The organism is Aggregatilinea sp. (assembly GCF_036822615.1).
Taxonomy (GTDB): Bacteria; Chloroflexota; Anaerolineae; order Aggregatilineales; family Aggregatilineaceae; genus Aggregatilinea.
The window spans coordinates 42825-56363 of the sequence record NZ_DAISHJ010000008.1 but is presented as its reverse complement, the minus strand read 5'-3'; the positions used below and the strand labels follow the sequence as shown (position 1 = coordinate 56363).

Here is a 13539-nt window from a genome sequence, read left to right as displayed (position 1 = left end):
AGCGGCCAGCGACCGCGCCCTGCCCTGGTTAGCCCTGGCTGACCACCCTCGCGCCCTTGCGTTATGGCCGGAGCTGCACCCCCGGCGTCGTACCGCGCCGGTCGTTATTCGTACCGCAGCGTATTGAGCGGCTTTTCGCCCGAAGCGGTCCAGACCGAAGCAATGGCGGCTACCAGGGAAATGAGAATGCACAGCCCCATCAGGGCGAACGCGATGCCATAGGGAATCTTGTTCCCCAGGTCACCCCGGAACATCTGGTAAAGCACCAGCAGCAGGATCACAAAACTGATCCCCACGCCGATCAGCCCTCCGATGAAGCCCAACAGCCCGTGTTCCAGCAGCAGCATGCCCAGCACGCGCTCGCGCTGCCATCCCACGGCCTTCATCACGGCGATTTCGCGGCGGCGCTCCATCGTAGACAGTGCGACCGAGTTGGCGATCACGAAGCCGCCCACGAACAGCGACAGCGCCGCGACCAGGATCGGGAACGACGTGAACTGGTCGACGATGCGGTTCACCAGATCGTTCACGAAGCGCGTCTCGATCATAAACACGCCGGGAACCTCGGCCAGCGCGCGTCGCACCGAACGCAGTTCGGATTCGCGGATGTCCAGCACGGCGGTCACCTCGTTCGGCTGGTAGCCCCCGAAGGCGGCCAGCGGCGCATAGATCTGTGCGCCTTCCATCGAGATGCCCGACTGCGAGATGACGCCCACCACCTCGAAGGCGAGCGGCTCGCTGCCGGATTCGGGTCGCACTGTGATAACATCACCCACACCAAATTCCGGGCCGGGGCCGCCCCCGGTTTCCGGGTCATACTGCTGAACGACGACAGGCCACCGGCCTTCCGCATCCGGTTGGTTATCGATCGCGGGGTCCAGATTGCGGCCCGCCTCGAACTTGGCGTCAGGCAGATTGGCATTGATGTCGCGCCCGCTGATCGGGTTAAGGAACTCGGCCACCCACGGCTGCAAGCGGATCTCACGACCTGCACTGGCATCGTAGTAACTCATGAGCCTGCCGTTGTATGCCGCGACAATCGCGTAGCCGTTCAAATTCTCGCTTTGCCCGTCGAGTGTCGTGCGCAGCGTGTCGATCATCTCAGTGCTGCCGGTGGCCGCGAAGACGATCGCGTTACCGCCGCTGAGTTCTTCGAGCAGGTCCTCGAACGCATTCGTGATGCTGTCCACCAGCATCGTGATCACGCTCAGGGTGAAGATGCCGATCACCAGCGCCAGCAGGGTCGATGCTCCGCGCCCTTTGGTCGCCAGCATCCCACGCATGGCGATCTTGAGGTCCACGAACGCGAAACGCTGGATCAACCGGCCCAGCAGCCACACGGGGATCGCGATCACCAACAGCAGCGGAATCAGAGGCCAGAACAGCGGAATCACGAACAGCAGCAGCCCGGCGCGAATCTCTGACAACGTACCGCCGCCTGCGGCCCAGACGATCACCCAGAAGATGATGTACAGGTAGGTCACGAATACGCCGGTGAGGGTCACCAGGAGGATCGCGGGCACGAGGTTGCCAAACACTGCGCCGCCCGCCGGGAGAACCGCCAGCATGGCGATCCAGCCCAGGAAATGTGTCAGCCAATGCCGCCCTCGCCGCCGCCCGCGCATCGACAGGTAGTCGGTCATCACGAGCGAAAGCGCGATCAGCGCACCACATACCGCGCCGATCGCTGTGGTGATGGTATGCAGATAGGTGATCCCATCCAGAAGATCACCCATGAGGCCCTGCGCCACGAGGCTGAGCGCCATGACGAGCGCGATGAGCGCCACAAACGCACTCACCCGCCCCGCCTTTGGCAGCACCGTGTCGCCGGGACGCAGCACGAGCGCGGGCCGGATCTGCCCGGCGGCGAGCGTCGGCAGGAATCCGAACACGACCGTGATGATCACGCCGATCACGAAGCCGTTGAACGCGGGCCTGAACGCCACCTCGAATGCCAGCGACTGCCCCAGGAACGTTTCGGCAAAGCCTTTGGTAACCAGGGCCAGCCCCCAGCCGAGCGCGATACCGAGCAGACTGCCGAGCACGCCCATGATCAGCGCTTCCATCATGAACAGGATGGTGATCTCGTCGGGCTGAAGGCCCAGCGTCTTGAGCACGGCAACTTCCGTCGTGCGGCGGCTGACGATCACCAGCATGGTGTTGATGATGCCGATGCCCCCGATCAGCACGGAAACCAGCCCCATGGTCACCACCAGATTGTCCAATGCCCCGGAGATGGCGCTGTTTTGCTCGTTGAGATCGGACGTGCTGGCGACGCTGACCGCCCAGAACGCCCGCTGAAACTGGCGCTGCACCACGTCCACCTGATCCGGATCGGCCAGCCGGACGTAAAGCTCGCCGCTCAGGCCCGGCTGCGTCTGCGCGAACTGTGTCGTCGCGCTGTGATCCAGATAGTAGAAGCCAAACATCCCGGCCAAAAAGCCTGTCGCGGAATTGCGGAATCCCGCTTCGGCATCGGTGGGCACAATGCCGCGCAGGATGAACGAGCCGCTGGCCCCCGCGATGCGGATCTCGTCGCCAATCTCGGCTTCCAACGGTTCGGCCAGGTTTTGGGACAGCACGATGTCGCCCGGTCCCTGCAGCAACTGGTCCAGCGTGCCGCCGTCCAGCGACCGCACCTGGCCGTACACCGGATACACCTGCGCGTCCACGATCAAGCCGATGATGAGCGCTTTGCTCGTGTCCCGATCGAGGTCGTAGGCGCTCCACCCCGCCCCCAACCCGCTGAGCGACTGGCGATACGTGATCACCGCGCCGGGATAGTGTTCGTCGAACCACCGCCGGACGCGCTCGACGCCGTCCGCCGTGAAGACCGTGCTTTCCATCGAGTCTTCTTGTTCGATGATCACGCTGCCCCAATCGTCGTTGGGCACCAGACGCAGGTCGCCGCGATTGCTCTCCTGCAAGCTGCCCGTCAAAGTCTTGTTGATCATCACGCCCAGGGTTTGCAGGCTGACGATCGCTCCCACACCGGCAGCGATGCACAGCATGGCAAAAAACGAACGCTGGCGGTTGACACGCAAGTCGTTCAGAGAATGCCGGACATAAAACCACAGTCGCCCGATCATGAGCTTGTGCTCCCGCTGTCCAGGTGGCGTCCCTGGCGCAGAATTTCCAGCCCCGCGCGCTGGGCGCTGGAACGCGGATCGTACTCGTCCGCGATCTGGCCGTCCACCAGGGCGATCACGCGGTGCGCCTGGGAGGCGACGTCCATATCATGCGTGACGATGATGATGGTGGTGCCCATTTCTTCGTTGACGTCATGCAGCGCCTGCATGACCAGCGCGCCCGACACCGTGTCCAGGTTGCCGGTTGGCTCGTCACACATGAGCAGCGGCGGATTATTCGCAAGCGCGCGGGCAATGGCGACCCGCTGCTGCTGCCCGCCCGAAAGCTGGCTGGGACGGTGATGCAGGCGGTCGCCCACTTCCAGCAGGGTGAGCAGATCTCGGGCGCGCCTCGACGGGTGATCCGGGCGGTGGCGCGCGACCAGGATCGGCAGCGCGACGTTCTCTTCGGCGGTGAGCGTCGGGATCAGGTTGAAGAACTGGAACACGAAGCCGATCTTCTCGTTGCGAATACGAGTAAGTTCGCGCTCGCCAAGCGCGGTGATGTCCTGCCCATCGAGCAGGATGCGGCCCGCCGTGGGACTGTCCAGCCCACCGACGAGACCCAATAGTGTCGATTTGCCGCTCCCAGAGGGACCGATGATGCTCAGCACCTCGCCGCGCTGCACGTTGAGCGTCACTCCGCGCAGCGCCTGAATGGTAACCTGACCCATTTGCAGGTCTTTGGTCAGGTCGAACGTCTGAACGATATAACCATTCTCTGTCGCCACGTTTTCCCCCCTGTTTTGGGCACAGTGCAGCGCGTTCAGTCGAACATGCAGATCTTGTTCACAAAAGTGGGATAACCTCGCGCCCGGCGCGCAGAATGAGTGCCTCCATCAAAGCCAGCATGGCCCTTGCCATAGCGAGGCGCTTTAACCAGGATGTCGTTTTGCAGGCCAGGAGGGAAGCGCTTAAGCCAGGGACGCCTTCCTGTATCCGGTGTGTTCATTTGGCCTCGCTTCTCTGGACTGGCCCGCAGCCGGGTCGGCTGTGGATGGCAGGTCGTGGCGGCGGCGATGCTGCGCCTGAAGTCTGGTCCCTGGTCTCTCGGCTCAGAGGAGAAATCACTTGGTGTGATGGGAGGCAATAAGGATTTCTCGCTTAAACCTTCAAAGCATCATTTTTCTCTTAGTATAAGCCTTTTTTCGCATAAGAAATATGCTCTGGGCCGCGACAGCCTTCCCATCTTTCCCAGGTCGAAGGGTTCGGCCTCGGATGGAGCACCAATACAAATAATGTTCCGGTGAGCGGGGGATGCGGGCGTGTTTGAGCTTGATATCGAGGCAGGGACCGTGCGGCCTTTAAGGGGCTTCCATCGCTGACGCGGCCAATACCAGACCGGGCGGACTTACCCACGCTGACAAAAACTCAGCCGGATGCCAACCGGGATCGCTATTCTTCCCGGGCAGCATCGCACGAGCGAACTTCTGTTTTTCCTTCAGATCTCCCACCCCAACCGGCTTTTCGTAGTCACCGCCGATGCGACCGCATTGAACCCGCGATCTACAGGGTTATAAGCAAACCTCAATCGCAGCGAGACGCGGTGATGCAGCTGCAGCATCCAACGCAAAGCTCTGCTGCTCCTTCGTGTTATCGTGAATCACATAACACGACCGCTTGTGATCGCTGAATACGCAGCGCTCCAATTGTCACATCATGTTTAATTCCATTTTAGCGCGAGTTATCCGACGATCAGCCCTTAATTGACATATAATGTAGCGACAGCGATCTACAAGATCGAAACCTATTCTATAATAAGGAAAATCGCACGCTTGAAAGCCCGAATTATGAAACGATACTTCTTTCTCCTGCGCGCATTCCTGCTCGTAGATCGAAAATCCGGGCGCGCCGAAACCGGAAAGCTTTTCGTTTCTATCTATCACCTCAACGGAGAACGTTAGATGCGGCTCCATCAACCTGTTGTCTCTCTTCACATACCGAACACACGCCAGGGAAAACACATGCTGCGCAGAGTTGTGTTGAGTTTGTTGTTGACACTTCCGCTGTTTTATTCGCACATCTCCCATGCGCAAGATACGCAAGAAAACACCCACGTTTTTCTGCTGCAAGATGTACCTATCAGCGTGAACTATCCTGATGGGTGGGCAGTGCAAGAGACATCGAATGGCGCAGCGTTCATCAACCTGCAGGAAGAGAGTTATGTCGCGATCCTGCCGGACATCATGATCTATTTTTTGTGCGATACCTTTGAACTACCGGACTCTCGCCGGGCAGCCGCGGATGAACTCGTCGGCTGTGTGCTGCCCAACTGGGCACAGCCCATCAGTGAACCCACTTCTATTGACATGGCAGACCAGCGGGAAGAGCTGCTCTATCAAGCAGAGAATCCGGAAACTGGCGAATTCGCACTGAACTTGGTCGTTCCATACCCGGATGAGCAGCGCGGAATTGAACGATATATCCTGTTGTTCGCAACGAGTTCGATCGGGCAAATGACCGATCTACAAAACGCCCTGGTTGAAATGGGTTCCTCTTTGAAGGTAGGTGATGAAGTAGCGCTGGAAACGGCATCGGTCCGCACCAGTATTGATGTTTCGGAAACCCTGTTATCCAAGTCCATTCATCCCGCGGCGCTGTTCGACTCGCACATTCTTGGCTGGGGACCATGTGGTCAAATCGTTGAAGTGTCTCTGGAAGGCAGCATCATCAGCACCGCCGAACAGGACGAGTGTTACGACGTGCGCACCCTGTATCCAGCGCCCGATGGAAGCATCTGGGTGCCGGTGCGCAAAGCCGAAAATTCTGACGGCCCCATCGACTATCTCCTCAACCTGATGCCTGATGGCACACGGCTGGGCGAAATACGTTCTGATGAACTGCCAGACGATCTGCGTCAGATCGCTGCGGATGCGGACGGCAAGGTCTATCTACTGTATACGATGACCACTCAAAGTCAGAATAACCCGGGCATCGGCCTCGAAGAAACCGAAACATGGATTCAAGTATGGTCTTCCGAGGGCGAATTCCAGTATCAATTCCTGGTTGGTCAGGGTGAATATGTGATTCCTCAAGGGCGAGGCGCTCTTGAAATCGGGCCAGATGGGCTGCTGTACTTTCTCGATTCTGGAAATAATGGGATACGCGTTTTCGACACAGCAGGTAATTTGATAAAGGACAACATCGCCCTCAACAAAGTCACGATCGGAAATGTGTCCGGTTTTAGGTTTCTACCAGATGGCACGATGGTGGTGGGAGTGTACCCGGGATCGTTTCTGCCGATTGCCCATCCCGCAATTCTGCATCTTGATGCGGATGGTCAACTGCTTGGCATCTTCTCGTGGGGTGCGCTTGGCCTTTCCTCAGAAACGGAAGCGGCCAATCAATGGACAAACGATATACCCATCGATTTCTACATGAATGACGATGGTGAACTCGTGGTTTTGGCGTCTACGACCGGTGGGATACAGGTGCTTTTTTTGACCATCAGCCCGCCCCAGGCCGGATCGTAACAGGCGTCAGATCGGGCCGTGGCTCGCTGCTGGCTTTCAGGTGTGGATTGGCCGGTTCTCCAAGGCGCTTGGCGTGGCTACTTTCCTTTCTGTAGCACGCCAAAATAATGGTCGTCGCCCACCTGACCGCCCTTGAGATTGACTTCGATCCCATCGACGGGCGAGCCGGGCGCAAAGGCGCGGCACAAAGGCGCTCCCGAAAAGAGAGGCGCGATCATCTCGACCGCCTCGATACCCAGCCGCCGCGCCACGAAGCTCGACGTGTCGCCGCCTGCAATCACAAGCCGCTCGACCGGAACCTGCTCCAGTGCGCCTCGCGCGGCTTGTCCCAACACCTGGCCGAAAATCCGGGCGGTTTGTGCTCTCAGCGTGTGCTCATCCCAGCCCCTGTCGGCGCAAATCGATCGCGTCTGAGCGATTCGCGCGTCGTCGGGGCCTTTGGACGTATGCACGATCACGCTGCGGCCCCTCCGCAGGCTCGACACAATGGCCTCTTGATATTCAGCGACGAAGCCGTCCAGGGCCTCGCCCTCTAAAATCTGCGCGGCCACTTCGATTTCATCAAACCCATGCGCGACCGCCCACTCGATCTGCGCGGCGGTGATAGGCGAAACGCTCCCCGACAGCACCAGCATGGGCGAACATTCCGCGACAGGCTCCCACTCGCGGCGGGGGCTGAATGCCCCCTGGTGTGCCCAATAATCGCCCAGGGCTTTTTCGATGCCGGATGACCCGACCGAAAACAACGGGGATTTCTGGCCTGCCTTTTGATCCAGGACTTCCCCAATGGCGGCCATCTGATCTTCGTACATCACGTCGAAAAAGATGATCTTTTTTCCGGCAGCGATTTCCGCATCGAGCTTGGCAGCGATTTCGCTAGACGGTTTCGCAATATCGACCAGATCGATCAACCCCATGGGAACCTGGATCTGCTGCGAGAGGTGCAGCCGCAAATCACTCTCCGATGCGGGCGTGATGGGGTGCGCCCGCATCGAGGGATGCCGGTCCAGCCGGTAGATAGCGCCCTGGCTGCCGATTCCCATCCGCGCGTACAGGTTGCCAAACGCCGAGTAGCGCCCCAGGTGAGGCGCAGCCACCAGCACGGGCGTAAACTCGTTCTGAAAAATCCGGACGCCGGTTTCGATCGCGGTGCCGATGTTTCCAATCTCCGGCGACGAATCGAACGTGGAGCAGACCTTGTAATGGACGTGCCGGGGCTTCAGCTCGCCCAACACCGCAAACGCCCGGCTGAGCGTGTCGGCCATGTCATCCGGGACCATGGCGCGCGTCATGCCCGCGACGCCGACCGCATCGAGCCGCCCAAAACGCTCGATTTTTTCCGGGATCGGATCGTCCAGAAACAGGACGGTCCTGATGCCAGCGCGGCTCAGGAATTCCAACGCATCCGTAGACCCGGTGAAATCGTCGCCGTAAAAAGCGAGTGATAGGGACTGTTCGCCAGCCATTAGCCGCCTTTACCGAACTTCTCCACCGATTCGCCAAATTCCTGATACATGGCTGCCGTTTCTTCGAGCGTGTACCCGTCCACGGCTCCCGTCCAGGCCTGCCGCAGCGCCCTGACCCCGCCTTCAGGGCCGGACGGATGGGCCATGATGCCGCCGCCCGCCATGTACAACAGTTCCGTAGTCTGTGTTCTTGCGTACGTCTCAAAGGCCTGCCCGCCCCACTGCCCCGACGACACAACGGGCAGAATCGCATCATTGTTCAAAAACGGCGTCAGACAGGCTTTGATCGAGCGCACCACGGAATCGTCGGATTCCCAGAACTTGTTTTTGATGCCGTTCACGTGCAGTTGATCGACCCCCGCCAGCCTCCACAGCTTGCTGTAAGCGGGAAAATTGATCCCCAACAGGGGATGCCGGTTCAACATGCCCCAGCCGTTCCGGTGCCCGTGGATGGACAGCGCGCCCCAGTCGCAGATGGATTTGACGCCCGTCCACCCCACGCTGTTGATGCTGACCATCGCGCACATCCCGCCCGCGTTGAGCACCGTCTCATAGTTGGCTTTCATCGTGTCCAGGTCGCCGGTGATGTTGAAGGCATACATGACTTTTTTGCCCGTCTTCTGGGCGAAGTCGTTGATGACCGCCATGATTTTTTCGACCCGGACGGCAAAGGGAGAATTGGCGGTCGAGGTCATCAGCTCATCGTCTTTGACGAAGTCGATCCCGGTTTCGGCCAGCGTTTTGACCAGATCGGCGGTGTATTCCGGCGTCAGGCCGACGCTGGGCTTGATGATAGTGCCGATCATGGGACGCCCGGCCTCGACCCCCGCCAGTTTTTTGGTTCCTGCCAGCCCGAAGGCAGGCCCCTTGAAGTGGTCGGCATATGACTCCGGCAGCTCGAAATCGTCCAGCTTCAGCCCGGTAAACTGTCGCAGCTCATACAGATTGCCCTGAATGGTTGACATCAGAGCCGGGACGTTGAAGCCGAAATTTTCGATCGACCACGACACAGTCACTCTGGCCCGCGTAAAGGCGCTGTTGCCGACACGCTCGCCGGGCAGGCTGGGTTCCGGCACCTCGTCCAGTCTTTCGATCTGTTCCACGCGCGCCGCGAATCGCGCTTTCAACTCGTCCGTTTCGCCCGGCACTGCCACGAACGTCCCGCTTGACTGCTCGCCTGCCAGCACTGCGGCGGCCTTTTCCACGTTGTGCGGTGTTTCGATGAGGTAAGTCGCTTTGAGCCGTTCCATTTAGTTTCCACCGATCAGCACGTCAATGTCTTTTCTGCGCGATTCAGGCTGCACGTCAATGATCGTGACTTTCCCGCCGGCTAGTTCGGCTTCCACCCACGTATTTTGGGGCGCGTGCAGCTTGAAGTGAACGTCCCAATCCGTCGGCCACGCGGGGAACAGGTGAATGGTATCGCCCGTGGTTTGCAGCAGCATCTCCTGCAGTCCGATCATGCCCGACCCGCCCCAGTTATGATCCGGCACCCAGTCAAAACCGGGCCCCCAGAACGCCGGGAAACGCCGCCCCGAATCTTGAAGCTTCAGGATCGACAGGCGCGCCGCGTCTTCCGTCAGGCCCAGGCAGGCGGCGAAAATATTGTCCTGCTTCCAACTGGCGTGCCCGGCGAACTGTCGAACATAGGGATCGTAGTGATAGGTGTTGAGCGCCACATCCAGATCCGGCTTGCCGACGCCATACATGCGCCACGGGTACACCGGATAAAGCTGTATCGACTCGACGTTGTTGACGCGCTCCCACAGTTTTGCCGGGGCGATCGCGGTGTGTCCGCCGCATTCGCGGAAGCTGATAGGCGGGATCCGCCGCAGAAATTTCGCCCACTTTTCGCGCTGCTCGCCGCTCAACATGGGATCCGGCAGTTCCAGCAGCCCCTCAGCCACCGTTTTCAGCGCGGCAATCGTGGAAGTCGAGTTATACGCCATCTTGTACGTTTCGCCCGCCGAGCCGGGGTACAAGATCAGGTGCCCGTCTTCGTCCAGCAGTTTTGTGCCGCGCCGCTGCGCCAGAGAGCGGTAGTGCTCGTCGAAGAAGGTCAAGCAGCTTTCAATGAGCGGGATATAGTCTGAGATATCCGCCCCGGTGTACTGGTGGAGCAGCAGCGCCATCTGGCAGAATTCGAGCGACGTATCCCACAGGTATTCGAGCCATGCGTTGTACATCAGGCCGGGATCGTGGTCTTCGGGCCGGTTCCAGCCATATTCGCTGCAGTTGGGCAGCCCGAAGTTTTCGATCTGTTCGGTAAAACAGGCCCCGCCATGCCCCCAATACACCCGGCTCCTCAGCTCGGCGTTCCCCAAAATCCGGTTGTAAAAATCAAGCTGGGGTTTCAGCAGATCGCCATCGCCCGATTTGAACAGGGGGAAATAAACCAGCCGCTGGTTTTGGGCCGTGAAGGTGCCGCCGCTCCAGTTTCTGAAGTCCGCGTTGAAGGGGCGCTCGGGGTTTACGAACTGGGGATCGTAGGTGAACAGGCCGCCGTTGAACTTGGTCGGATAACGGCCATACGCATTACAGCCCAGCATATACCGGAAAAGCTGGTAATTCCGCCCGACCTGCCACTGGGGCAGGTCTTCGTGTTTGCCGTCGGGAGCGATGCAGATAAAGCTGCGCGCCCAGTAGGCCCGCCACCACCGGATCGTGTCGCTGCGTACCGTTGTTTTTTTCGCGGTATAGTCTGCAATCAGCGCATCCAGCGCCGCGGTCCAATCCCTCTGATCCCGGTACTGCCCGGTGTGCAGGTAGATGGCAAATGCGTGCTCTTTGCCCGGAACCCTGCTCTCGAGCTTCCAGCTTTTGTACGCCGACGAAAGATAGACGCCTGCCGCCGTGCCCGCCGGGACAAAATCATCCCCAATCAGTGTGCCCCCAAAGGTCAGATCCTTCAGCGGATCGAACAACCGATCCTTGACCGGCTCCAAGCCTTGCTGCCGCACCGACACGTCGAACACGGTCTCGCCGCAGTTTCGATGGTAGAACAGCACGGCGTTCCCCTGAAAGCCAATCTCGTCCTTTTTGGTCGTTAACCCCTCCGGCGGGGCCCACTTATAGGAATTGCCGAAACTTTCGTTTTCCTGCAGCAGCCGGTCTTCAAACCGCCAGTTTTCGTACCCCACCTCAAGGCGGATGCCCTGGTTGCTTTCCACCTCGACATGAATCACCGGCGAAAACACGTCCACCCAGATCCGAACGTCCGTAACCAGGGGGCCATGCTGTCCGCTGAGGGTGATGCCGCCCGTTTCAAGCGTCAGTTCCTGCCTGAACGTCCCGCCCTCAAACGCATTCGGGGAACACCGGACGCGAACCCGCCCCAGCTTGGGCATCGAGTTGTTTTCGTCGAACGTCCCGCTGCGCGCGATGTAAAACAGGATGTCGCCGTTTTCCGCCCAGACGTTCAGGCCGATATCGCCCCCGCCGCACGGCATCGACTCGGAAGAATTCAGGCTTTGACTCTCCCAAACCGGATTGTAGTGCCGCACCCCCTCAGGCCGAGCCATCGAAGCGCTCCACCGGATCACGCCCCTTCCTGTGCGAGTATGCGCAGATCGAGCGGCGCAACCTGGACCTCGCCAGCGCACGTGTCGCCATGCAAGATATCTTCCCACGTGCCGGGCAGCGTAAACGCCAGCGGCTCGTCAGTGTAGTTGAGCGCAAACCACAGCCGCTCCCCTGCCCCCACGCGCTGGTAGACGTGCAGCCCGTCCGGCGTCTCGCACAGGCCCGCCGCGCCCGCCTCACCGCGCAAATGCGTGATCAATGCGATCAACGAGTCTCCGCGCAAAGAGGCGCCCACATACACAACCTGCCCCTTGCCAAAGCGGTTAGCCGTGATCGCAGGCAGTCCCTCGCGCCAGCCGCCCGCATAGGTCGCCAGCACGGTCGCCGTGACGGGATGAATCTCGTCGGCAAGCACCGACGCGTCGCCCCCGTCCAGCCCGGGAATGGCGGCGCTGTGCAGCGGTACCGGCTCGTGCAGCGGGGAAAGATCGCTCACGCGGATCCCGGCAGCGTCCGCCAGCGGACCCGGGCGCGGCGTGTCGAAATTCACGTTGAACTCGTCGACCACCCCGCTGGGAGCCGTCAGGCACAGCGTGCCGCCGTTCTCCACAAACGCGCGCAGGTTTTCGCCAATCCGCCGATCCATGCTGTACAGGCGCGGCGCGAATACCAGGCGGTAGGCGGACAGGTCATCACGCGGATCGAGCGCATCGGTCGGGACGTTCTGATCGCGCAGCACGTTATGCACGGCAATGACATCCTCGGCGGGATCCCATTCCCGGTTGCCCAGCGTTCCGGCATCGATCGCCCAACGCGATTCGTAGCTCATCAACACCGCGACGTCGGCGCGGGGCCGGGTCCGGTCGATCCGTTCCCCGATGCGGGCGATCTCCGCGCCCATCCGGGCCAGTTCATCATACCGGCGCGCAGGCTGCCCGTCGTGGGGGAGGATCCCATCACGCAGTTGTTCCGCGCCCCAGCGGCAGCACCGCCACCGGAAGAAATTCACTCCGCAGGCCCCGTGCGCGATCGCCATGTAGGCCCACAGGCGCATCCACCCCGGCCCCGTATCGATCTCCAGCAGCCGGGTAAACTGTTCGAGCGGCAGGAAGGTGCCGCGCTCGCCCCGGTAAAAATCCAGGATCAGCTCTGGCGAGCGAGCGGGGTAATCATTCATCCCATTGAGATCGATCACCTTGGCGAGCTGCTTGTAATCGGTGTGCCGGACGCTGAAAGACTGGAAGTTCGCGGCCACGAACTTACCCGGGTCCAGCGCGTGGATTAATTCGCTGCGCCAACGCGTGAAGTCCACATTGAGGCTGGAGAGAAAACGCCGGTATTCCAGCGCAAGCTGGGGGCTGTAGGAAGGCAGCGGCACTTCGTCCCAGGTCGTAAACGTAAACGACCAGAAATGCGATCCCCAGGCTTCGTGCAGCGCGTCGAGCGTGCCGTACTTTTCTTCCAGGTAGTGGTGGAACCGGCGGCGGCAGCGTTCGCAGTAGCAGTCATTGTTCATGCCGATCTCGTTGTCCACCTGCCAGCCGATGATGGCATCGTTTCCGGCAAAGTGCTCGATCACGGCACGGTCGATACGCTGGGACAGTTGGATGAATTCGCTGTGACTCAGCCCCACCGTATAGCGAAACCCATAGTTGACCAGACGCCCGTTTTCATCGACGTTTCGCACGCCGGGATAGCGGTCAAATGCCCACGGCGGCGGCGTGCGCGACGGCGTGCACATGATCGTTTTGATCCCGTGCGCGTCGAGCAGCGCCACGGCCTCGTCCATCAGGGAGAAATCGAGCTTGCCCTCCTGCGGTTCGATCACACTCCAGGCAAACTCGCCCATGCGCACCACGTTGATGCCCGCTTCCCGCATCATCCGTGCATCGACCGCCCACCGCGCTTTAGGCCAGTGTTCGGGATAGTATTGGACGCCGTAAAGCATTT

At 60.2% G+C, this 13539-nt stretch carries 7 protein-coding genes; 1 reads left to right on the top strand and 6 read right to left on the bottom strand.

From position 1 onward, the window contains the following. Positions 1 to 104: 104 nt before the first annotated feature. Positions 105 to 3089 carry an ABC transporter permease gene (locus V7116_RS04595; RefSeq protein ID WP_324390709.1) on the bottom strand — a complete coding sequence of 995 codons (2985 nt, stop codon included), beginning with the start codon at positions 3087 to 3089 and terminating at the stop codon, positions 105 to 107. Then, positions 3086 to 3859 carry an ABC transporter ATP-binding protein gene (locus tag V7116_RS04590; RefSeq protein WP_324390708.1) on the bottom strand — a complete coding sequence of 258 codons (774 nt, stop codon included), beginning with the start codon at positions 3857 to 3859 and terminating at the stop codon, positions 3086 to 3088. Before V7116_RS04590 ends, V7116_RS04595 begins: the two co-directional genes overlap by 4 nt. A gap of 1233 nt (positions 3860 to 5092) precedes the next feature. On the opposite strand from V7116_RS04590, the gene V7116_RS04585 reads away from it, so the two are divergent. Further along, a complete protein-coding gene (locus tag V7116_RS04585) occupies positions 5093 to 6601 on the top strand; it encodes a hypothetical protein (RefSeq protein ID WP_324390707.1) in 1509 nt (502 codons plus the stop codon). A gap of 77 nt (positions 6602 to 6678) precedes the next feature. On the opposite strand, the gene V7116_RS04580 is transcribed toward V7116_RS04585, so the two are convergent. The 4 genes from V7116_RS04580 to V7116_RS04565 are packed head-to-tail and all read right to left on the bottom strand — an operon-like array spanning position 6679 to position 13537. Continuing rightward, positions 6679 to 8067: a four-carbon acid sugar kinase family protein gene (locus V7116_RS04580; RefSeq protein WP_324390706.1), complete on the bottom strand. Its 1389-nt coding sequence runs from the start codon at positions 8065 to 8067 to the stop codon at positions 6679 to 6681. Continuing rightward, complete coding sequence (locus tag V7116_RS04575) at positions 8067 to 9317, bottom strand: ribulose-bisphosphate carboxylase large subunit family protein (protein WP_324390705.1); 1251 nt, start codon at positions 9315 to 9317, stop codon at positions 8067 to 8069. Before V7116_RS04575 ends, V7116_RS04580 begins: the two co-directional genes overlap by 1 nt. Then, positions 9318 to 11588 (bottom strand): DUF5703 domain-containing protein, encoded by a 2271-nt coding sequence (locus tag V7116_RS04570; RefSeq protein WP_324390704.1) that lies wholly within the window; start codon positions 11586 to 11588, stop codon positions 9318 to 9320. Between the two features lie 17 nt (positions 11589 to 11605). After that, positions 11606 to 13537 carry a beta-galactosidase gene (locus V7116_RS04565; RefSeq protein WP_324390703.1) on the bottom strand — a complete coding sequence of 644 codons (1932 nt, stop codon included), beginning with the start codon at positions 13535 to 13537 and terminating at the stop codon, positions 11606 to 11608. Positions 13538 to 13539 lie beyond the last annotated feature (2 nt).